Genomic DNA, 22,091 nt, shown 5'->3' with positions numbered 1-22,091 from the left:
TGGAAAATGCAACAAAATAACGAAATATTCAGTGGAAACGTTTACCGAAACCAGACGAGTAGCAAGGCCGTCAGGATGGACGCCAGCACCGACAGTGACCAGAGAATCAGGACCCAGCGCGTCGGTACTTCCCAGACCCGGGGATATGGTTGTACTGTGCCGTGGCCGGTTTCAATGATGCCGTACGTATGGCGGGTGCAAAAGTCCTCCCAGTCACGGAAATCCACGAATCGGGCCAGGGTGTCGAGTAGGGGAGGTTGAAGGGTAGCAGCCGCAGGGCCCTGCCAGAACCGCTGTAAGTCCCGGGCGCTGATGTAGTGATACGTGTACGCAAAAATCTTGTTACTGAGCTGCGTGAAATCGCGTGGTTGCCAGTACCGGGCGGGTTCCCAGCCGAGAATTCGCTCAACCTGACGTTTCAGATCGCTGAGGTGAAGCGTTTCCAGCGACCGCATAACGGTTGGGGTCAGGCTCTGATGCCCCGGCGTTACGTTTGCCGGCACCAACTCAACCGGCTGATTTGCCCTGGGGTCGCTCAGACCTTGATGATGATATGTTTCCGGTACATGATCCACAGAATAACCAGCCAGATCAGAACAAATGTGAGCGCACCGGCCAGCGAGGCATTGTGCAGATTAGTGAAGTAAGGTACAAAAAATAGCTGGTAGAGCCACTCCCTCGCTCCGATTTCTGAGCCGTCGGGCTGCTGAATATGAATCATGTTGAGAATGCGCGGAATCAACCCCGATAGGAAGAAGACGGTAATGGCGTTGACGCCAAAGGCTACGAAGGGTTGCGCTATCCGGCGAGCGGTTGGGCGTAATGCCGGTTGCGCATCGATGAGCCAGTAGCACAAGGCGAGGCCGAGCATGGCCAGACCGGCCGCCAGCAGTACGTATGAACTGGTCCACAGGGCTTTGTTGATCGGAAACCACGCATCCCAGATCAAGCCCCCGAGCGTAGTTAGGCAACCGACCGTAAACAACCAGGCTATTTTGTCTGCATCAGCTACATCACGCCGACGGAGCCACGTACCGACCAACACGCCCGCCAGACCCGTACCGATGGCCGGGATGGTGCTGAGTAATCCTTCCGGGTCCCATACTTTGGTCGATCTGTAGAGGTGATCCGTGGTTAGTACCGTCCGGTCGAGCCAGGCAGCCAGATTAGTTGTGGGTTCCAGATTGGCGTAACCAACACCGGGTACCGGAACAACGGTCATTACCAGCCAGTACCCAACCAGCAGGGCGGCCAGAAGCCACGTTTGCTGCCGGGTGGTTGTTCGCAGATAGATCAGTGAGCAGGCCAGATACACCAGGGCGATGCGCTGCAATACGCCCGGAATGCGGACGGTTGTGATGTCAAACTTGGGGAAAAACGCCAGGAACAGGCCAAGCATAAACAGGGTAAAACTCCGCTTCAGAATCTTCCCGATTACGTTCGTGTGCTCTTGGCCGCCGGCCAATGCAAACGTAATAGATACCCCAACGATGAACAGAAAGAATGGAAAGATCAGATCAGTGGGCGTCCAGCCGTTCCAGGCTGCGTGCTTGAGCGGAGCATACACGTATTGCCAGTCGCCAGCGTTATTGACCAGGATCATTCCTGCCACGGTAAGACCACGGAAGGCATCCAGAGAAAGCAGTCGCTGGGGATTGGTTAGCGATTCCGACGAACGGACCGAAGCCGGTGAGGTAGTTGTCTGCATGGACGTTTTCTAATCGAAAGGTAAGTTTACTACGATTCGGGCAAAAGAAAAAGTCATGCAACCAGACCAGTTACCGGCCGCGGCTAGTCTGATTCGCCGTTACGTTCGCTTTGGGTGTATAGGGCCCGAACACCTTCATGACTTCCCGTTGCCGACTGCGGTGGTTCAGGGCGTACACCCAGTACCGTTCGCCCCCCGACTCCACCCGCACCACAATATGCCCTTCAAAGGCCTTGTACGCATGTTCGAGGGCGGGGCCGATCACGATCTTGTTCGCTTCCAGCATGTTCGTTGCGAACAGGTCGCGGTCCTCGGGGTAAACCCAGCGCGAGGTCATCCGGCGCAGCGCATCGTGGCTGGGGTGATCCGACGACCAGACTTCCTGAATGATAACCCGAGGCCGCAGCGCCCGTAGGTAATCGACGTTCATGGCGTCGGTATTGGCGTGGTGGTTCGTTGTAATTACGTCGACCTGGCCGACGTACGGGGCAATCTTGCTTTCGACGTTGTACCAGTCGGGTAAACCCAGCTCGGCCATACCACTGATGTCGGTACAGGTAAAGAACGAAAACGGCCCGTAGGTCAGCTTGAAGCCGCAGCTTACCTGATTTTCGCCGGGCAGTGCCATGCCGGATCGGCGGGCGTTCGCCGGTTCTTTACTAAAGTCCGGGAAGATATGCTTTACACCCTGCCCCGTCCAGACGTCGCCGTTGCTGTAGAAGTTCTGAATTTTAAACGTAGGGTACTTCGCCGGATTACGCAGCATGGCGATCTGATCGGCACGCCCTACGGCAAACACTTCATGTTTGAGCTTATTCTGGCGTACCTGATGCTCTACGAACGTCCAGTAGTTCTGCAACGTAGCGTATTCTTCCGGATACGTACCGGATACAAAACGCTTCGTCAACTCCTCCTTTCCAAACGGCCTTGGATACGTAGTGCCCCGGTCCATCAGATGACGTATGGGCAGTTCAGAGCCTAGGCCGGTAATACCCGTCTTGTAGTACCGGCCGCTGCTGTCGTACGGAGCGCCCTGATACACGTGGCCGTAGTGATCATCGTGATAGTGCGTCACCAGCGCATGGTCAATTTCGGGCTGGCGACCAGCAGGCATGTATTGGCGGATGTAGTCAGCAATCCACTCGTAGGGCCGTTTGGTGTAGTCGGGGACTAGGGGCGTATTACGCAGCGACAGTGTGCGGGGATCGGTTGGGTCCTGTTCGCCCGCATCCTGCAAAAACGTAGTGCCGTCGGGCATTACATAGAACGCACAGTTCCCCCGGCCGGTGTGAATGAAATGAATCTCAACCTGCCCGTTCTGCCACGCATTCAGCGGCTGGCCGATGGTCTGGGCAAACGCGGGTAACGTAGCAATCAGAAAGGCGACTAGCTGAAAGACAGTTTTGAAGGCCATACGACGAACGGTTTCAGGATGGAGTCAGCGTTGAAAGCGTATCTCCATCCATCCCAATAAATCATTTCGTCAAAACTGGCGAACTACTGTGAACTCAGCGTAATGAAATCGTTACGTTTTAAAGAATAATTGCCTGATACTGCCGGGACTCTGAACGAGTGCTCAGGAAAACACCTTTGCCAGTTTCTTTTCCAGGTCTTTTTCCAGCTTCAGCAGACCTTCGCTATTGGGCAGGTAGGTCAGCGCCCGGTGGTGACGCAGATCAAACGGAATATCGCCAACGGCCTGCGTGATCGGGATCACGACTTTGCCCAATGTGTGCGCGATTCCGGTTTCGTAGAATACGTTCGGATTCCGGTCGGTAAAATCGGTGATAACGGCTCTGGACGTGAAAATCAGGTCGAATACGTCCTGAATCAGGATGCTGTTGTCCCAGATGTCGTCGGCCCGGCGGCATTCGATACCCAGTCGTGAACAAACATTGCGGATGGCAGTGTAGGTACCCATGAACCGCGACTCGAACGGCATCATGACCGACAAAACATTGCTTTCTACTGGTTTATCAGGCACGCGGAATACATCGGGGGCAAACGTGATGACCCGCTCGGGTTCCTGTGTATGAACCGTTGAAACGAAGGTATACGTCGGACTGCTGAGCCGAAGCTTCTTGTCCTCGATTATTCGCTCAATCTCGATCAGGTTACTGTTGTTTTCGCTAATGAGCTTTGACAGCACCTGCATAATGTTGCCTTCGTAGTCGTCGTCTTTGAAGTCCAGACTACGGAGCAGGCGCGGGTGTTCTTCAATCAGTTCCTGATTGTCGGTAAGGTATCCAAGTTTAATCCAGTCGGACTTGGTAAAATGGTCACGAATGAATTCATGAAGCGCGAACAATCGTAGGGCCTTCTGCTTACTCTGTCTTATCATGCCGCACGGGAAGTTTACAACAAGGTGCTATAATACAAAAATTGGATAACTCTGCAAAGCTATCCAATTTTTGTATTATAGTCTCGGCTTGTAGTATTAAAACTTCCAGCGGACAAAGGCTTCGATGGCTTCGTATTCAGCAAGGCCCAGGTGATTATACAGGCCGGCCGTTGTGCGGTTACGCTCTTCGGCCCGTTGCCAGAACTCACGCGAGTCGGTGCCCTGATATACTACACCATCTTTTTGCGACTGGTGCTTGAAGATACCCAGGCGTTTGCGCATCACCTGGTCTGGCGACATCGGTACGGCCATCTCGATTTCGTGAATATCCCACTCGGCCCAGGCTCCGCGGTAGAGCCAAACCCAGCAGTCTTTCATGAAGTTTTCCGGGGTCGCGTTCGACTGTTTCAACCGGCGAACGGCCTCCATCACTGCATCCAGACAAACCTTGTGCGTACCGTGCGGATCGGCCAGATCACCGGCTGCGTAGATCTGGTGCGGTTTGATCTGCTCAATCAGGTCCATCACAATCTTTACGTCCTCTTCGCCAAGCGGCTTTTTGGCTACCGTACCCGTTTCGTAGAACGGCATGTTCAGGAAGTGAGCGTTTTCCACCGGAATCCCGACAAACCGGCAAGTCGACTTCGCTTCTCCACGCCGAATCAGCCCTTTTACGTATCGAACCTCGGCGGTATCCATTTCTGAATCCTTTTTGCTACGTAGCGACGCTGCCGCATCCTGGAAAATACGGGTAGCTTCGGGACTCTTGATCCCAAACTGGTTGTTGAAGTCAACCACATAATCCGCGAAACGTAGCGCTTCGTCGTCGGCTACGGCAATGTTACCGGACGTTTGATACCCTACGTGTACCTCATGGCCCTGATCGACCAGTCGCTGGAACGTACCACCCATCGAAATGATGTCGTCGTCGGGGTGGGGACTGAAGATCAGGCAGCGTTTCTGTGCCGGCAGCGCCCGCTCCGGCCGATTTGTATCGTCGGCGTTGGGTTTACCACCCGGCCAGCCGGTGATGGTATGCTGAAGCTGGTTGAAAATATCGATATTGATGTCGTACGACTGGCCGTATTGCGCCAGCAGGTCGCTCATCCCGTTATCGTTGTAGTCGCGGTCGGTTAGTTTCAGGACGGGCTTGCCCAGCGTCAGCGACAGGTGCGTAACGGCCTTTTTAATCATCTTGTTGTCCCACACGACCGAATCCACCAACCAGGGCGTTTTCATGCGGGTCAGTTCGGATGCAGCGGCTTCGTCGATCACGAACAGTACGTTCGGGTGTGTTTGCAGGTACGATGCCGGGTTCTGCTCCGTAACGGTACCTTCCACGGCGCCCCGAATGACCGGTGCTTTGCGTTCGCCCCAGGCCAGCAGCACAATCCGGCGGGCGCTCAGGATGCTGGCAACCCCCATTGTGATAGCCTTACGGGGCGTTTTGGCCAGACCCCCAAAATCGCCGGAAGCAGCCGCCCGCGTCGAATTATCGAGCATCATCAGTCGGGTATGCGAGTTGCTGAGCGAACCCGGTTCGTTGAAACCGATGTGACCGTTGCCACCAATACCCAGTAGCTGAAAGTCTAATCCACCGGCGGCTTCGATATCGGCTTCATACTGCTTGCAGAATTCCGCTACTTTTTCCGGACGAACCGTACCATCCGGAATGTGGTAGTTTCCTGCCGGGATGTCAACGTGGTCGAAGAGTTGCTCCTTCATGAAGCGCCAGTAACTCTGCAGCGAGTCAGGCTCCATCGGGTAGTACTCGTCAAGGTTATAGGACACCACGTTGCGGAAGCTAAGTCCTTCTTCGCGGTGCATGCGCACGAGTTCGGCATAAACTGTTTTGGGCGATGAACCCGTAGCCAAACCCAGTATGCAGGGCTTGCCTTCACCTTGTTTCTGACGGATCAGATCAGCAATTTCCTGCGCCACGGCGCGGGAAGCAGCTTTCGCATCGGCGTAAATGTGCGTAGGAATTTTTTCGTAGGTGATGGCCGACTGAACCGGCTCACCCGACGCGCGTCCGTTCGGACTGTCGAGTAGCGTGGATTCCGTAATCATAGCGCTGGCGGAGGATGATAAGACAGCGCAAAGGTCAGAAAAAAAACAGGTAGTTTGCTATAGCCTGCGTCGGAGTTTACACGGAATCGGCTATTGTTCTTAAAATTTTTTATAATATCGATTTTACAAACTACCTGCTTCAATCTACTGTCGCGCCATCCGATCGGCCGCCGTTGCGGTTTCGAGTGAGTTTAATCCGTTTTCTTCTGTGATGATACGGTGGGTTTCGGGGTAATGAATTGCGCTGGCCTGATCCCGGAACATGAGCCGCAGTAGTTCGCCGTAGAGGTGCTGCTTCTCTTCGCCGAAGCCAAACCGCAACTCAATACGCTGGTAGGCTTCAAACTCCTTGTGCCGCCCGCGCATCACCCGGTCTTTGCCACCGATGTTTTCCGTTACGTTCAGTTGAGCGCCCGGAAACAGATCCATCAGGGCCCTGGTGGTTGCTTCGTCGGCTACGCAGCGCATGATCATCCGGGTTGGTACCCATTCAAAGAGCGTAACATCGCCCCGCTCAAAGACGAGCCGCATTTCCTGCCGATCCATCCGGCCGGTTTGCGTAAAACCGTGGTAAAAATTGACGAGTTTGATGCCTTCTTCCTCGGTACCGTACTGAACGGTGGCCTGTACCTGATCTTCGATAGCGCTGCTTCCCGGCCGTTCCACCACCTGAGCCGATACCACCTTCCCGTCGCCAAGCCAGCCTGCAAACATGTCGAAGAAGTGAACGCCGTGCTCAATGAAAATGCCCCCGCTTTTGCTGCGGTCCCAGAACCAGTGGTCAGGCGTCAGTCCTTCGTCGCCCGCGTAGTTTTCGAAATAGCCGTGCAGAAACTCACCCAGCAGCTTTTTCTCAATCAGGTGCTTGATGCGGGCAAACATGGGGTTATAGCGCTGCATCAGGTTCGTCACCATCAGCAGGCCCTTTTGCCTGGCGGTCTCGATCATCTCGCGGCCCTGTTCGGGGTCAAGGGCCAGTGGTTTTTCGCAGATGACGTGTTTGCCGGCGTTCAGGGCCAGCATAGCCTGTTCGTAATGCAGAAACGGGGGCGTAGCAATGTAGACAACATCCACATCCGGATGGTTCACCAGTTCCTCAATGGAATCCAACTGGTCGGCGCCGAAGCGCTGGGCCGTACGCAGGGCCTCCTCCCGTCTGGAGCCGGCAATAGCCACAAGCCGGGTATGAGGAGTTTGAAGAAATTGTTGAGCGGCAAAGAGGCCGAAGCCGCCCATACCAATGATACCGATACCAAGTTCCCGGTCTGTGCCAGCGTTTTGTTCCATAGCGTTGCAGGTTCTATTCGCTGAAACAACTGCCTGGTAGCCGGTTATGTTGGTTTGATCCCTGGAGATGGTACATTAACCTATTTTATGCATCCAGTACACCATAGGTTTAGGGCTGGAAACAGTCTCGTTGAGGTCAGGCCAGGCGAATGTACTTTGCAGATCAGGGTTGCGCTGGTAGCCGCGTTTAGTCCAGAACGCATCGAGCGGCTGGTAGTCTGCCGGACGAAGCGGATGATCGTCGGGGCGTTGCACGGCGCAGAAGCAGGTTATGGTGTACTGACCGAACCGACGGGCGTGAGCCTCGCGCTCGTCGAAAAATCGGTGGCCAAGCCCCAGGCCGCGGTAGGCCGGTAGCAGAATACTTTCGCCGAAGTAGAAGATCGTATCCAGATCGTAGCCCGCCCGAAGAAAAGGGTGTTGCACGTCCGGAGTTTCGTCACGTAGCGGGATGGCTGTAGTCGCCCCAACCATCCGGTCGCCGTCGTAAACCGCGAACAGAAACGATCGTTCAGACCGGGCGTACGTTTCCAGATACGCTTTTTCGTAGTCGACGGAGCCTTCGTAGAGATACGGAAAGTCGCGAAACACCGTAATCCGCAAGGCGGCCAACTCGTCGAAAACAGTACGAAACGCCGAGCCAACAAACCGGGCGAACGTCAGGGAAGAAGTTGGTACAATAGACAACGTATTACTGTTTACCCAGCACTAATGATTCCCAGAGTGGCAGGTTGTAGTATGTCGTGATGCGTGTAATCAAGCCATCCGATACGTCCAGAAACGAACCAGCCGGCAATACGTACGTTTGGCCGGTAGCCGGCGGCAGATCGCCATCTGTTTTCTTGTACACCCCGTTTACGACAAACTCACAGGCAACCCGCGTACCAGTCGGCTCAGTCATGACGACGATCTCGGTCAGGGTCTCATCGTAGCAATCGTCCATGTGTTGTAGGAACTGGCTGAATAATTCCTTACCCATGCGCGTCGACCCCTGGTTGCTATCGTGGCGAACGTTTGGATGAACCAGATCGAGCATAGTACGCCAGTCTTTGCGATTAAAAGCGTCGTAGTAGTTGGTAACGGTTTCCTGAGCAGTCATGAAATGAGTTGTGAGTAATGTGCGGCAAAGATAGGAGAAGTTAAAAAGCGCCGTAAGCTTATGTTATGCTATTAAGAAATTACGGTTGATGCTATGCTATACCGACGCAGCGGCTTAATCGTCAGTACGCGTCTGGCTCAACTGGGTTAGAAGTACACCCGTTAGAACAACCCCCAGCGCGATAACTTGCAGCCCAGTTATCGGCTCACCAGCCACCAGCCAGCCAATCAGCACAGCCACTACTGGATTGACGTATGTGTGGGTACTGACAAGCGCGGGCGGCTGAACGGTGACCAGCCAGGCAAAGGCAAGATAGGCGATGAGTGAACCAAATACGATCAGAAAAGCAAGCCCACCCCAGGCTGGCAACGGTACCGTTTGCGGGTTAAATGCAAACCATTCGCCATTGACCAGCGCGATAAACCCAGCAAAAACACCTGCCGCCAGTAGCTGGATCGTAGTATGCCATAAGGTAAACCGGCCTGGCTTTATCCTTCGCGAAAGAAACAAAGTCCCGATGACCCACAAGACTGCACCCGCTAACACGATTGCCGTACCTACCAGCGTGTCTGTCGATTGATCAGCTTGGGAAGTGGGCAGGGGCGCGAAATGCGCGAACAGAACGATGCCGGAAAAGCCAATAAGCAGCCCGGCCATAATCTTTTTGTTCGTGAAATACAGCTTCCAGTGCGGGTAATCTAACAGAACGAACCAAAGTGGCTCGGTTGCTACGATTACGGCTGCCGAGCCGGACGAGATGTACTGCTCGGCAACGACGACTAAGCCGGAGCCGCCGACAAGCATAAGAATGCCACTGATGGCCAGATCGCGAATTTCCTTGGCAGGAGGAAAGGACTGTCTCTTACTACGAGCAAGCATTGCCAATAGGCCACCGGCAATTAGATACCGCAGCGCCGAGATAATAAATGGCGGAATGGCTTTCAGGGCGTACAGATTAGCCAGATACGTTGTTCCCCAAATGAAATATACTGCTATAAAAGCCAGTACTAACCAAAAACGAGGAGCGCTTGCTGATTTCATTTATTACCTTTTAAGTTGGTTTTACAGGTGATAAATTATACGTAAAAAACTATAACTGGCTAAAGTTGTTTTACAGGTTATAAAGTTTGTTGACTTTCGAACAAATGGCAAAGGTTAGTACGATTACCGAAATGGATCTGACTGGCGGGGCTGTGTGTCTTGATTTTGTCAACACGGCTCTTGAGTTTGATGAGCCCGTGGAGCGGTTGCATAGTTACCAGGATCTGCTGATTCTCAGCCGCCGGTTATCCCTGCTGGATGATGACACCCTTGCTGCCCTGGAGCGATTGGCCGAAGATGATCCCCGGCAGGCAGAGCGCGTATTGGGTAAGGCTCGCCAGGTAAGGCAGTCGATGCTTACCGTATTTTCAGCATTGGTAAAAGGGAATCCGGAAGACGTAACGGCTTCCGCCTTGAGAGCCTTTAACGGAGATGTCAACGAGGCATTGGGCAAACGTGGATTTTCCTGGCAGGCCGACAAATTAATGCTTAGCTGGGAACGTCCCAACACTGAACTCATGCTGCCGGTTTGGATCTATAGCCTGTCTGCCTATGAGTTACTGACCACTAAAGACCAAAAGCTTATTAAACAGTGCGGAGCCTGCGCCTGGTTCTTCCTGGATGAAACCAAGAACCACCGCCGGAAATGGTGTGATATGCAAACCTGCGGCACCAACGAGAAAGCCCGGCGCTACTACCAGCGTAAGAAACAGGCCCGGGCTACCCCGTAAAGCTCAGCGGAAAACTACGGCCTTTGCAGCAAACCCATCGGCCTGATGAGTATAAGAGGCAATTACTTACTTTGCTCATTATCCGTCTGACCTGAGCTGACTATGCATATCCGACTGGCCCTTTCGGCATTAACTGTAGTGCTGTTATTGAGTGGCTTTGCTGCTTCACTGCCGAGGTTTGATGCTAAGCCGAAGCAACCGAACCGGTTGCCCAACATCATCTTGATCCTGATCGACGATATGGGGTCGGCCGATGTGGGGTGCTACCGATCCAATAGTTCTGCCAGTCAGTTACCACCAACGCCCAACATCGACCGGCTGGCCGCTGAGGGGATCAGATTCACCAACTACTACAGTGCTGCCCCCATCTGTTCGCCTTCACGGGTGGGCCTCACAACAGGCGACGTACCCGGCAAATGGCGAATCACATCCTTTCTGGCCGATCGAAAACACAATCGTACCTGCCAACAGGCCGATTTTCTGGATGCGTCGGCACCATCGGTGGCCCGTGAACTCAAAACGGCGGGGTATGCTACGGCTCACTTTGGGAAGTGGCACATGGGCGGGGGGCGCGATGTCGACAATGCACCCGGTATCCGGCAATACGGTTTCGATGAATACGCCAGCACCTGGGAAAGCCCCGATCCTGATCTGCTGCTTACATCGACCGACTGGATCTGGGCCAAATCGGACAGTGTAAAACGCTGGAACCGTACGGCATACTTTGTTGACAAAACGCTTGATTTTCTGAAGCGCAATTCCGGTAAACCCTGTTACATCAACCTCTGGCCCGACGATGTACACACGCCCTGGGTACCCGACGAAATGACGCTCAACGAGTTTCCGAAAGGAACCGAAAAGCCGCGCGAATTTAAGGCCGTTCTGGCCGAACTCGACGTACAGATTGGCCGGCTGATGGCGGGCCTGAAAGCATTGGGTGTCGACGACAATACGCTCGTCGTGTTCACCAGCGATAACGGTGCCTTGCCTACTTTTCAGGGGAGCCGGTCGGGTACGTTCCGGGGTAGTAAACTCTCGCTTTACGAAGGTGGTATTCGCATGCCCTTTATCGTTCGCTATCCGGCCCAAACTCCCAAAGGCAAGGTTGATAGCCTGTCGGTGCTTAGCGCGGTTGACCTTTTGCCGACGTTCGTGAGTCTGGCGGGTAAGAAGGGGAGCCGTTCGCCCGGTGATGGAGAGAATAGGGCAGCGGTGTTGCTGGGCAAACCTGGCGTTCGTAAAAAGCCTCTTTTCTGGGAATATGGCCGCAACAACGAATCGTTCCGTTATCCGGCGGGGCGCGATAAAAGCCCGAATCTGGCCATACGGGAGGGCAACTGGAAACTGCTGGTCAATGATGATGGCTCTGGGACTGAACTTTATAATCTCGCCACCGATCCCTCCGAACAAATGGATGTGTCCGGTCAGCAACCGAAACTCGTGGGCGCTATGCGGCCTAAGCTGCTGGCCTGGCGGGCGGGACTTGCCGGGGAATAGATGGGTTTTGGCTCCCCGGCGAGTTATTCAAAGCACAAGTTAAAACCAGGCCGTTGATCTGGTAATAAGCCAGTTATTTTGTCTCATTGCCAGTTTCCTCTAAAAGAAAGTATGTTCAAAATAACGGTCATTTTTCTCCTTGTAGTCGGGCTCCCCTTTATTGCCGTTAGTCAGGCTCCGCTGCCTAGTGCGCCCCGGATGTATTTTGCAGATTCCTCACGGCTGGGGCGGCCAATGGCTAAAGACCCGCACGTAGTACGCTTCAATGATCGTTACCTGATGTATTATTCCATCCCCGAATACACCGATAAACAAGGTACTAAACACGGCTGGGGAATTGGGGTGGCCCAGAGCCGTAACCTATTCGATTGGGTTAAAATTGGCGAAATACCACCCGTGGCCGATTATGAAGCCAAAGGTATCTGCGCGCCCGGGGCACTGGTCCGCGATGGTCAGGTACATCTGTTTTACCAAACCTACGGCAACGGCCCCAACGATGCGATTTGCCATGCGGTTTCGTCCGATGGACTCCATTTTGAGCGTAATCCAACAAATCCCATTTTTCGGCCGGCGGTGAGTACCTGGTCGTGTGGCAGAGCCATTGATGCCGAAGTGCACCGGTTCAAAAACCAGTATTTTCTGTATTTCGCCACCCGCGATCCGGCTTATAAAATTCAGCAGTTAGGTGTGGCGGTTGCTCCATTGACCACCAATTTTAACCGTGAGGACTGGCGTCAGGTGGCAGTGGATGGCCCCATTCTAAAACCCGAACTTCCCTGGGAGGGTGAGTGCATCGAGGGGGCGTCGGTAACCGAGCGCGACGGCCAGCTAATCATGTTTTATGCCGGGGCTTACAACAACTGGCCGCAGCAGATCGGCATAGCCCGTAGCCAGGACGGATTGCATTGGGAACGTATTCAGACCGAACCTTTCCTGAAAAATGGTGCCCCAGGTGCCTGGAACAGCAGCGAATCCGGCCATCCGCACATTTTCACGAACGAGCGGGGGCATACGTACTTGTTCTTTCAGGGCAATAAGGATAAGGGCCGAACCTGGTTATTATCAAACGTACCTGTTGAGTGGAAACGAGGCATTCCGATCATTAAGACGCCGTAATGATTTCTTGTAAAACGGACGTTGTCAGGCGGGTCAATGTATGGCTGTATTACGGAAGAGGGCCCTTCGCCAGTCGTTTCGCCTGCCAGTCCCGCACAGCCGGGCCGGTGCCAAACGGCCAGGGCCTGATCTGCGCAATCGGTACCACTTTGATAGCCTGTAGTTCGGTTTCGTCCATCACAATCGGGCCCGTTGCCCGAACGTGATAGGTGAAAATAACCTCGTTGCGCTGGTAAAACGTATAAATACCGAGAAACTCGACAATCTGAACGTCTGTCAGGCCTATTTCCTCCCGAATCTCGCGTAGTATGGCATCTGCGGGTTCTTCATCTTTTTCCAGAAAGCCCGTTACGATGCCAAACCAGTCGGCAGGCCAGCCAATGTTCTGGGTTAGAATCACCGTATCGTTATCATATTCAACAATGGCTCCTACAACGGGCAACGGATTGTCGTAGAAGATGTAGCCGCACGGTTTGGAGCAGATGAGCCGTTCGCGGCCGCTGGCTATGCCTTTCACGAGAGGACTGGCGCATTGCGGGCAGTAGTTCATTTGGGGCATGGGCTGTTTATGCTAAGTTTCCAGTGTAACAGAGCTAACGGGTAATTTGGTTTGCTGTCGTGGCAGGTGGAGCCAGGTTCTGTTTAAAACAAGGAGCCTGAAACAAAGCAGGTTTCGTATCTTTGCGTCCGGATGGCAAGATTGATGGCAATTGACTACGGACAGAAACGCACGGGTATTGCCGTGACGGACCCGTTGCAACTGATCGCGACGGCACTGGAAACCGTACCGACGCACCAGTTACTGGACTACCTGAAAAGGTACGTGGTAACCGAGCCGGTAGAAGCGTTTGTAGTAGGCCTGCCGAAGCGGTTGGACGGTACGGATACGGATAACACCCCCCGTGTTCGGTCGTTCGTAACGCGTCTGCAAACCGCTCTCCCCGACATTCCGGTTTATTGGCATGATGAGCGGTTTACGTCTAAGATGGCCATGCAGGCGATGATTACAAACGGCTCGACCAAAAAAGACCGGCGTGATAAGGGAAACCTCGATAAAGTCAGTGCCGCCATCATTCTGCAATCGTACATGGAAAGTAAACAATAGTGTTCTCGGTTTGCGTTTATGATCCACTGAACCTGGAAAACTAAAACCGATAACGGAAAATAGAATTATGGTACTTCCAATTATAGCGTATGGAGACCCGGTTTTGCGGAAGCGGGCAAAAGATATAGAACCCGGTAGTCTGGATGTTAAAAAGCTGAGCGAGGACATGTTCGAGACCATGTACCAGGCATCTGGTGTTGGGCTGGCGGCTCCGCAAATCGGTCAGAGTATCCGGATGTTTGTGGTTGATGGAACGGTCCTGAACGAGGACGAGCCGGAAGACGAAAAAGACCCCAGCCTGGTAGGGTTTAAAAAAGTTTTTATCAACCCCGAGATTATTGAAGAAGCGGGCGACGACTGGGGTTTTGAAGAGGGGTGCCTGAGTATTCCTGGTATTCGGGGGGAGGTGTTCCGACCTGAAATCGTAGTGATTCACTACTTCGATACCGACTGGAACGAACACGAGGAGGAATATGACGGCATGGCGGCCCGGATTATCCAGCACGAGTACGACCATCTTGAAGGGAAGCTATTTACCGATTATCTGCCATCTCTCAAACGGCAGCTTATCAAAAAGAAACTGTCCGACATCACGAAGGGAAAAACGGATGCGGAATACCGGATGAAGTTTCCAAAATAGATGGAGGATGGGGAGCAATGGAGGGTATCTATGTCCTTTCCTCCCCTTCCTCCTTTTCTCCCTCCCCATGAACATCACCCTCCTTCAGCCCAATCTCCACTGGCATGATCCTGTTGCAAACCGGGCGATGCTGGAGGAGCATATTTTCAGTCTGCCTGAGCCTACAGATCTTATTGTGCTTCCCGAAATGTTCACGACGGGGTTCACGATGGATGCTCGTGCGGTGGCCGAACCGATGCTTCTTACTACGTTTCGATGGTTGAAGCAGATGGCCGCACAAACAAAGGCCGTTGTGACGGGGAGCTACGTGGTGCAGGAAGACGGCAATTATTATAACCGGCTGATCTGGATGGAACCGGACGGTACGTTTGATACGTACGACAAACGGCACCTGTTCCGGATGGCAGGCGAAGACCAGGTCTACACCGCCGGTACGCGCCGACTGGTGAAAGACTGGAAAGGATGGCGGATTTGCCCGCTGATCTGTTATGATCTTCGGTTTCCGGTGTGGAGCCGGAATCGGGGTGACGCGGTGGCGCTTGACGCAAACAGTCCGCAAGTAGAGTATGATGTGTTGCTCTACGTGGCCAATTGGCCGTCGGCCCGCCGAAATGCCTGGAATACGTTACTTCAGGCACGCGCCATTGAGAACCTGAGCTACGTTATTGGTGTCAATCGGGTAGGGGAGGACGGTAATGGGTTGCCATACGCCGGTGAATCGGCCGTGATCGATTTCAAAGGAGATATTCTGTTCCGGCACGCCGACTCTGAAACAGTACATCAGCAGACGCTTTCGCTCGACGAGCTACGGGCCTTTCGAAACAAATTTCCTGCGTATCTGGACGCCGACGCGTTTGATATTGTAACTCGTTGATTAAATTAGTGTTAGGGGGCGTACAGTGGTGTCAGGTTCTAAACCTGACACCACTGTACGCCCCCTAACACTAGCTACGTTTAAAGCCCCAGCAATCGTTTTAGCTTCTCGTAAAATCCGGTGTTGCGGAAGGTGAAGGTTTTATGCAGTATGTAGTTGCTGATGAAACTCAACCCCATGCCGGTCGTATGTGACACCAGTTTATTAACGTTCACCACTTTTACTGAGAAAGGGATGACGAACGTAAAGGCCTGTATGCGATTCACCGAGAAATCGTAGAGTAGCGATGAGCCAAATACCGTAATCAGGCAGGAGATGACGGAAACCAGCGTGAACTTGGCAATTTCGCGCCGGGTTTTTGCCGAATTTTTAGCATTAAAGGCAAAAAGCTTCGTCAGAACGAAGCCTACAAAAAACGAAACAATGTAGCCGATCAGAATACCCTGCTCATACGAAATCTTGAACCATTCCTGTGAAATAGAACTGATAACGAGTTGTAACGAAGCACCAATAGCTGCGACAATGAAATACGCAAAGATATCTCTGCGGTTGAATAGTGCATCAGTCTTTTTGTCCGGACTAGAAACGCTTGTTTTGGTAGACTGCATAGGTAATTATTTATTCGACTGGCGCATCGACAATTCATTGGCCAGGAGTTATTCCAGCACTTTTGGTACCTGAAAAAACTGCTGGTCATGCTGGGGCGCATTGGCAAGCGCCTGCTCACGGGAGAGATGCTCACCCACCGCATCCGGCCGCAGCACGTTCTGCTCTTCAGAAATATGGGTCAGGGGTTCCACGCCCGTTGTATCCACTTCGTTCAACTGCTCCATCCACGTCAGCACATTGTTGAGACTGTTCAGCAGGTCGGCTTCCTCTTCCGGTCGAACCTCCAGCCGAGCCAGATGAGCTATCTTCTGTAACGTTTCCTGATCTACTTTCATAGGTACTCAAGCCATAACGGCCGCTCCCTTTTTTAATTCCTGGTCAATAATCTGATACGTTTGCTCCTTCAACTGCTGGACATCAGCCTGGGTTAGCCCCCTGGTATCGAGGGGAGCATGAACCACAGCCCGCATGGGGTACCGGTGCATCCGAATGGTGGGAGTATCTGGCAGGATCTGATGATTGGTCAGCAGGGTGATCGGAACGATGGGCACCTGCTGCTGAATGGCCATAATAAACGCCCCGTCTTTAAACGACTGGTGCATCTGGGGGGGCTGCTTCGTCTTGATGCCACCCTCCGGAAAGATCATGATGCTTCGCCCCGATGCCAGCAACCGAATCGATTTGGCCAGTGAATACGCCCGGCTGTTAGCCTGCTCCCGGTCAACCTGTACGTGGAGTTTGGCAAACATATAGCCCAGCAGCGGAATGTGCTTAACGTCACTCTTTCCCACGAAGGCGTAGTAATTGTCCAGCACGACGCCCATCACGGCAATATCGAGGTACGAAAAATGGTTGGCGCAGAACACATAGACACCCCTCGGCTCCGGCCGGAACCGGTACTCAACCTGGACTGAAATGCCGACACCCGCAAAAAAAAGCCTCCCCCATAACCGGTTGACTCGATGAGCCAACGGTTTCCAGTCTTCACGTTGCAGAAATACGAACTGAACGGGAAACAGGATCAGGTACAACACTACGATGTAGAAAGCGCACCAGGCTGTGTAAAGGAGTCGCATAGTATCTGAACGGCACGGGCGACGCTGCGAGAGCCCCCGTGCCGTTCTAATTAATGTTTAAAATGCCGCACACCGGTCGTCACCATAGCCAGGCCGTGCTGATTGCAATAATCAATTGAATCCTGGTCGCGGATGGAGCCGCCGGGCTGCACAACGGCCGTAATGCCGGCCTTATCAGCAATCTCTACGCAATCGGGAAACGGGAAGAAGGCGTCTGAAGCCATAACGGCCCCATTCAGGTCAAACCCAAAAGCACCAGCTTTTTCAATGGCCTGTTTCAACGCATCCACGCGCGAGGTTTGACCGACACCACTGGCGAGCAACTGCCGGTATGCCGTGCCACCCTCTTTAGCCAGCACAATTGTGTTGGATTTTGTATGCTTGCAAACCTTCAGGGCAAATTCGAGTGCCCGGATTTCGCTGTCTGTGGGGGCCTTCTCGGTAACGGTCTTAAACTGCGCGGCCGTTTCGGTCTGGTTGTCTTTATCCTGTTCCAGTACGCCATTCAAAATGGTTTTGATCATTCGGGTGGGTAACTCAACAGGCTTACGCTTCAGCAGAATCCGGTTTTTCTTCGACTTTAACAAATCCAGCGCTTCCGGAGCGTAGTCGGGTGCGATCAGGATTTCCATGAACAGCTTGTTCAACTCTTCAGCCGTTTCAGGATCGACCGTAGTATTGGTGATAATAACACCGCCAAAAGCCGATACCGGATCACAGGCCAGGGCGTTCAGATACGATTCTTTGGCCGTTGGTGCCATGGCGATGCCGCAGGCGTTTGTGTGTTTGATGATCGCGAATGTGGGTGCACCATCCGCAAACTCGTCGATCAGCCCAACGCAGGCGTCTACATCAACCAGGTTGTTGTACGACAGTTCTTTGCCATGCAGTTTATCGAACATGGCGTCCAGGTCACCGTAGAACGTAGCCTGCTGGTGAGGGTTCTCGCCGTATCGAAGCGTTTGTTGCGGCAAGTCTTTATAGGTTTCAGATAACTCCGATGCAGACTTAGGCGACTCGCCATTGCCGGCAAAGTAAGCCTGAATGGCCGTATCGTAGTGCGACGTAACAGCAAAAGCTTCGCCGGCGTATTGCCGGCGGTCGGCCAGGTCCGTTGCGCCGTTTTTCTCGGTTAGCAGCGAAACAACGCTTTCGTATTGGGTCCGTGACGATACAATCAGTACGTCTTTGTGGTTCTTGGCTGCCGCCCGGATAAGCGAAATGCCGCCAATGTCAATCTTCTCGATGACGTCTTCTTCTGATGCGCCAGCGCTTACGGTTTCCTCGAAAGGGTACAGGTCCACGACAACCATGTCGATAGGCGGAATCCGGTGCCGTTCAGCCTGAGCCAGATCTTCGGGAAGCTCCCGGCGATATAGAATGCCGCCCATTACGGCCGGATGAAGCGTTTTAACCCGCCCGCCAAAGATTGACGGATAGCCTGTCAGGTCTTCGACGGCCGTGACAGGTACGCCTAGCTGTTCAATGAACGTTTGCGTACCGCCCGTTGAATACAGCCTGACGTTATGCTCGTGCAGCAGCCGGACCAAGGGTTCGAGGCCATCTTTGTAATAGACAGAAATGAGCGCGGAGGAAATCGTAAGAGACATCAGAATTGTAAGGTAATCTGTGGTAATCAGGCTTCAAAGATAGCCACGATTGAACAGATAACAGCGATTCGCCGGGAAGAACAGGTGGTTCCGCGTTGGAAAGGCGTATCTTTACGTCTAAATCTGGCGTACAGCCAGCCATTCCGGTACATGAGTGCATTTAAAAAATTAGCCAGCGACACCGCTCTTTATGGCGTCAGTACCATTCTCGGACGGCTACTGAATTATGCGCTGGTTCCCGTACAGACCTACGCGTTTGGGCAACCGAAACAGCTTGCTTCCAACGTTGAACTTTACGCCTACATCGCCTTGCTGCTGGTGCTCTACACCCTCGGCCTGGAAACGGCGTTTTTCCGGTTTGCAGCCCGCCGTCCCGAAACTACTCCGAAGGTATTCAGCGACACGCTCAGCATGGTGATCGTAATTACGTCGATGGCTACGGTTGTGTTGTTGTGGCTCGCTCCTGATATTGCCATCTGGCTCGATTACCCCGATCAGACAACATTCATCCGCTGGTCGGCGCTGATCGTAGCGATCGATGCCATTACGGCCATTCCGTTTGCCCGGCTACGGGTCGAAAACAAAGCCCGGCAATTTGTAAAAGCCAAAATGATTAACATCGGTATCGTAGTGGCTCTAAACGTGTTCTTCATTATCTTCTGCAAGGATGTGTATGAAGGCGATTATCTGCCACAGCTACGGCCGTTTGTTGACTACATCTATAATCCGCAGATTGGCCCCGGCTATATTTTCCTGGCGAATCTGCTCGGCAACGCCTGTTACTTCCTGCTATTGCGGAAGGCGTTTAAAGGGTTTCGCTTCCAGCTCGACTGGCCTGAAATCCGGACGCTGTATCTCTACGCCTATCCGATCATGCTCACCGGCCTGGCCAACGTAGTGAATAACCTGACCGATCGGCTGTTTCTGCGCCACTACCTGCCCGAAGGATTCTACCCAAACCTGACCAACGAGGATGCGCTTGGTATTTATGGGCAGTGTTATAAGCTGTCGGTTTTTATGGCGCTGGCCATTCAGTCGTTCCGCTTTGCGGCCGATCCGTTCTTTTTCTCGAAAGCCGAAGACAAAAACGCACCCGGCCTGCTGGCCCGCGTAACGAAGTGGTTCATCATTGTCTGCGTGTTGATCTGGATTGGGGTTAGCCTGAACCTCGACGTACTGGGCTTACTAATCGGACCTAAATACCGGCAGGGTCTTGGGATAGTACCGTTGCTGTTGCTGGGCAACCTCTTCCTTGGAATATACTTCAACCTGGCATTCTGGTTCAAACTGAGCGACAAAACCAAATACGGTACGTTAATTACCGTTATCGGTGCCGTAGTGACGTTGCTGGGCAACATGTTCCTGATCCCGCTGATGGGCTACATGGGCTGTGCGGTGGCGTTTCTGGCCTCCAGCGTCGTCATGACCGTTATTTGCTACGTACTGGGCGAGAAGCATTACCCGGTTCCCTACGATGTACGGTCGGCGCTGGGTTATATTACCGGGGCTGGTCTGTTGATTTATGCGTCGTTGCAGATCAATATTCCTAATCCGTGGATCGCGGTGCCGTTTCACCTGGCGCTGTTTGGACTGAGCGTGGCCGTTATTGCGGTGATCGAACGAGATACGATTCGCGAGGGCTGGGCGCGGTTCCGACGTAGCCGAAAGCCTGCGCCCGTTGGTAGCTCGCAGTAAGTGGTCATTTCTCCATCTCGCGGAGCAGCTTATTGGCGTAGATGAAGTCGTTCAGTTCCGATACGGATGAGTGAACGATGGTATCACTGTTCCCCTCCCACAATTTTTTGCCCTTGTAGAGGAACATAATTTTTTCCCCAATTTCGAGCATGGAGTTCATATCGTGCGTGATCACCACGGTTGTGATCTGATACTCATCCGTAATTTCTTTGATGAGCTGATCAATCTTAATGGACGTCAGCGGATCAAGACCAGAGTTCGGTTCATCGCAGAACAGGTACTTTGGGTTCAGCACAATGGCCCGGGCAATACCAACCCGTTTCTTCATTCCTCCGCTGATTTCCGATGGCATCCGGTCACCGGCTCCTTCCAGACCAACGCGTTGCAGACAAATCTGGGCACGATCGTTTTTTTCGCTCGAACTCATGTCTGTCAGCATGTCAAGCGGAAAGCGAACGTTTTCTAGAACTGTTTTTGAGTCGAACAGGGCTGAGCCCTGAAACAGAACGCCCATTTCGCGCCGGATGGTTTTCTGCTCTTCTTCGTTATCGGCCAGAAAATTGCGGCCGTCATAAAGCACTTCGCCCGAATCGGGTTTAACCAAACCAATCATGCACTTCAACAGTACGCTTTTGCCCGTGCCGCTGCCGCCAATGATCAGGCTGGTTTGCCCTGGTTCAAACGAGCCGCTGATGTTATACAGCACTTGCCGGTCGCCAAACGTTTTGGATATATTCTTGATCTCAAGCATACGTAAAACCTTACAGTAAGAGCTGGGCCAGTAGAAAGTCGGCCGCCAGCACGGCAATACAACTATTGGTTACGGCGGTTGTGGAGGCATTGCCGACTTCCAGCGCTCCTCCCCGGGCGTTATAGCCCTGATAGGCGGATATGGTTGCAATCAGGAACGCAAACACCACCGATTTTATAATAGCAAACGTGACGCTGAACGAATTGAAACCCGAGCGAAGTCCGAAAATATAGTCCTGTGGAGTGATGATATCGGCCAGCGTACCGGCCACGTAGCCGCCCCAGATGGACAGAAAGCCTGCCAGAATCACCAGCAACGGAAACATCAGCATCGCGGCAATCACTTTGGGAAGCACCAGATAGGAGCTGGAATTAATACCGATCACTTCCAAGGCGTCAATCTGTTCCGTGATGCGCATAGTACCCAATTGACCCGCAATGTTCGAGCCGACTTTACCCGCCAGTACGATGCTGGTAATCGTTGGTGCCAGCTCCAGAATCGTGCTGTCGCGCACGATCACCGAAATGATATACAACGGCACCAGCGGGCTAACCAGGTTATAGGCCGTCTGTACGCAGGTTACGGCACCAATAAAGGTTGAAACGATGGAAACGATAAAAACCGACCGAATGCCGATGGATATGCATTCGTCCATGACCAGTCGGTAATAAACGCCCGCTTTCTCCCGGTTGGTAAAAAGCGTACCCAGAAAAATGAAGTACTTGCCAATATGCGACATAAAGCTTGAAGCAGACCGAAATGCCAACGTACGGTCTTTAACGGCATCGCTGGGCCACTAACAGCCCGCCCGCACCAGTCAAAACCCGGGTAAAGGTAGAAT

At 53.0% G+C, this 22,091-nt stretch carries 23 protein-coding genes; 7 read left to right on the top strand and 16 right to left on the bottom strand.

Annotation, left to right across the window (positions count from 1 at the left end; all coding sequences use genetic code 11):
• Nucleotides 1–41: 41 nt before the first annotated feature.
• From BN8_RS26485 to BN8_RS26445, 9 genes are all read right to left on the bottom strand, one after another.
• Entirely contained in the window at nt 42–455 is a 414-nt protein-coding gene (locus BN8_RS26485) for a hypothetical protein (RefSeq protein WP_009285030.1), read from the bottom strand.
• Between the two features lie 80 nt (nt 456–535).
• Nucleotides 536–1,708 (bottom strand): acyltransferase family protein, encoded by a 1,173-nt coding sequence (locus BN8_RS26480; protein ID WP_009285029.1) that lies wholly within the window; start codon nt 1,706–1,708, stop codon nt 536–538.
• A gap of 70 nt (nt 1,709–1,778) precedes the next feature.
• Nucleotides 1,779–3,122 (bottom strand): ComEC/Rec2 family competence protein, encoded by a 1,344-nt coding sequence (locus BN8_RS26475; RefSeq protein WP_009285028.1) that lies wholly within the window; start codon nt 3,120–3,122, stop codon nt 1,779–1,781.
• Between the two features lie 162 nt (nt 3,123–3,284).
• Entirely contained in the window at nt 3,285–4,049 is a 765-nt protein-coding gene (locus tag BN8_RS26470) for a hypothetical protein (protein WP_009285027.1), read from the bottom strand.
• A gap of 96 nt (nt 4,050–4,145) precedes the next feature.
• Nucleotides 4,146–6,119, bottom strand: coding sequence for a glucosamine-6-phosphate deaminase (gene nagB, locus BN8_RS26465; RefSeq protein ID WP_009285026.1), 1,974 nt, complete (start codon nt 6,117–6,119; stop codon nt 4,146–4,148).
• Between the two features lie 144 nt (nt 6,120–6,263).
• A complete protein-coding gene (locus tag BN8_RS26460) occupies nt 6,264–7,406 on the bottom strand; it encodes a Gfo/Idh/MocA family protein (RefSeq protein ID WP_009285025.1) in 1,143 nt (380 codons plus the stop codon).
• 75 nt (nt 7,407–7,481) lie between these two features.
• The gene (locus BN8_RS26455; protein WP_009285024.1) at nt 7,482–8,093 is read right to left on the bottom strand and encodes a GNAT family N-acetyltransferase; all 612 of its coding nucleotides are present in this window, start codon (nt 8,091–8,093) and stop codon (nt 7,482–7,484) included.
• Nucleotides 8,094–8,097: 4 nt separating this feature from the next.
• The gene (locus BN8_RS26450) at nt 8,098–8,505 is read right to left on the bottom strand and encodes a ketosteroid isomerase-related protein (RefSeq protein ID WP_009285023.1); all 408 of its coding nucleotides are present in this window, start codon (nt 8,503–8,505) and stop codon (nt 8,098–8,100) included.
• 114 nt (nt 8,506–8,619) lie between these two features.
• The gene (locus BN8_RS26445) at nt 8,620–9,546 is read right to left on the bottom strand and encodes an EamA family transporter (RefSeq protein ID WP_009285022.1); all 927 of its coding nucleotides are present in this window, start codon (nt 9,544–9,546) and stop codon (nt 8,620–8,622) included.
• 104 nt (nt 9,547–9,650) lie between these two features.
• Between BN8_RS26445 and BN8_RS26440 the strand changes: the two genes are divergently transcribed.
• The 3 genes from BN8_RS26440 (at nt 9,651) to BN8_RS26430 (ending at nt 12,890) form a co-directional block, all read left to right on the top strand.
• Nucleotides 9,651–10,277 (top strand): CGNR zinc finger domain-containing protein, encoded by a 627-nt coding sequence (locus BN8_RS26440; RefSeq protein WP_009285021.1) that lies wholly within the window; start codon nt 9,651–9,653, stop codon nt 10,275–10,277.
• A gap of 102 nt (nt 10,278–10,379) precedes the next feature.
• Nucleotides 10,380–11,774, top strand: a complete 1,395-nt coding sequence (locus BN8_RS26435) for a sulfatase-like hydrolase/transferase (protein WP_009285020.1) — start codon at nt 10,380–10,382, stop codon at nt 11,772–11,774.
• A gap of 111 nt (nt 11,775–11,885) precedes the next feature.
• Nucleotides 11,886–12,890, top strand: coding sequence for a glycoside hydrolase family protein (locus tag BN8_RS26430; protein WP_040006544.1), 1,005 nt, complete (start codon nt 11,886–11,888; stop codon nt 12,888–12,890).
• Nucleotides 12,891–12,939: 49 nt separating this feature from the next.
• Here BN8_RS26430 and BN8_RS26425 read toward each other — a convergent pair whose 3' ends face one another.
• Complete coding sequence (locus BN8_RS26425; protein WP_009285018.1) at nt 12,940–13,449, bottom strand: NUDIX domain-containing protein; 510 nt, start codon at nt 13,447–13,449, stop codon at nt 12,940–12,942.
• A gap of 132 nt (nt 13,450–13,581) precedes the next feature.
• Here BN8_RS26425 and ruvX point away from each other — a divergent pair, with 132 nt between their 5' ends.
• The 3 genes from ruvX to BN8_RS26410 all read left to right on the top strand — a co-directional run bounded on the left by ruvX (nt 13,582) and on the right by BN8_RS26410 (nt 15,509).
• Nucleotides 13,582–13,995, top strand: coding sequence for a Holliday junction resolvase RuvX (gene ruvX / locus BN8_RS26420; RefSeq protein WP_009285017.1), 414 nt, complete (start codon nt 13,582–13,584; stop codon nt 13,993–13,995).
• Nucleotides 13,996–14,062: 67 nt separating this feature from the next.
• Nucleotides 14,063–14,635: a peptide deformylase gene (def, locus tag BN8_RS26415; protein WP_009285016.1), complete on the top strand. Its 573-nt coding sequence runs from the start codon at nt 14,063–14,065 to the stop codon at nt 14,633–14,635.
• A gap of 67 nt (nt 14,636–14,702) precedes the next feature.
• A complete protein-coding gene (locus BN8_RS26410) occupies nt 14,703–15,509 on the top strand; it encodes an amidohydrolase (protein ID WP_009285015.1) in 807 nt (268 codons plus the stop codon).
• Between the two features lie 80 nt (nt 15,510–15,589).
• Here BN8_RS26410 and BN8_RS26405 read toward each other — a convergent pair whose 3' ends face one another.
• From BN8_RS26405 to purH, 4 genes are read right to left on the bottom strand one after another with little or no spacing between them, the layout of a single operon-like run.
• Nucleotides 15,590–16,117, bottom strand: coding sequence for a GtrA family protein (locus BN8_RS26405; RefSeq protein ID WP_009285014.1), 528 nt, complete (start codon nt 16,115–16,117; stop codon nt 15,590–15,592).
• Between the two features lie 48 nt (nt 16,118–16,165).
• A complete protein-coding gene (gene gatC, locus BN8_RS26400) occupies nt 16,166–16,453 on the bottom strand; it encodes an Asp-tRNA(Asn)/Glu-tRNA(Gln) amidotransferase subunit GatC (RefSeq protein WP_009285013.1) in 288 nt (95 codons plus the stop codon).
• A 6-nt stretch (nt 16,454–16,459) separates the two neighbouring features.
• Nucleotides 16,460–17,194 carry a lysophospholipid acyltransferase family protein gene (locus BN8_RS26395; protein ID WP_009285012.1) on the bottom strand — a complete coding sequence of 245 codons (735 nt, stop codon included), beginning with the start codon at nt 17,192–17,194 and terminating at the stop codon, nt 16,460–16,462.
• 50 nt (nt 17,195–17,244) lie between these two features.
• Nucleotides 17,245–18,804, bottom strand: a complete 1,560-nt coding sequence (gene purH, locus BN8_RS26390; protein ID WP_009285011.1) for a bifunctional phosphoribosylaminoimidazolecarboxamide formyltransferase/IMP cyclohydrolase — start codon at nt 18,802–18,804, stop codon at nt 17,245–17,247.
• A 150-nt stretch (nt 18,805–18,954) separates the two neighbouring features.
• On the opposite strand from purH, the gene BN8_RS26385 reads away from it, so the two are divergent.
• The gene (locus tag BN8_RS26385) at nt 18,955–20,499 is read left to right on the top strand and encodes a polysaccharide biosynthesis C-terminal domain-containing protein (protein WP_040006543.1); all 1,545 of its coding nucleotides are present in this window, start codon (nt 18,955–18,957) and stop codon (nt 20,497–20,499) included.
• 4 nt (nt 20,500–20,503) lie between these two features.
• Here BN8_RS26385 and BN8_RS26380 read toward each other — a convergent pair whose 3' ends face one another.
• Entirely contained in the window at nt 20,504–21,250 is a 747-nt protein-coding gene (locus tag BN8_RS26380; RefSeq protein WP_009285009.1) for an ABC transporter ATP-binding protein, read from the bottom strand.
• Between the two features lie 10 nt (nt 21,251–21,260).
• Nucleotides 21,261–21,989: an MlaE family ABC transporter permease gene (locus BN8_RS26375; RefSeq protein WP_009285008.1), complete on the bottom strand. Its 729-nt coding sequence runs from the start codon at nt 21,987–21,989 to the stop codon at nt 21,261–21,263.
• Between the last annotated feature and the right edge of the window lie 102 nt (nt 21,990–22,091).

It is taken from the genome of Fibrisoma limi BUZ 3, from assembly GCF_000296815.2.
In the GTDB taxonomy this organism is placed as follows: Bacteria; Bacteroidota; Bacteroidia; order Cytophagales; family Spirosomataceae; genus Fibrisoma; species Fibrisoma limi.
This window is presented reverse-complemented; position numbering and strand designations above follow the sequence as displayed.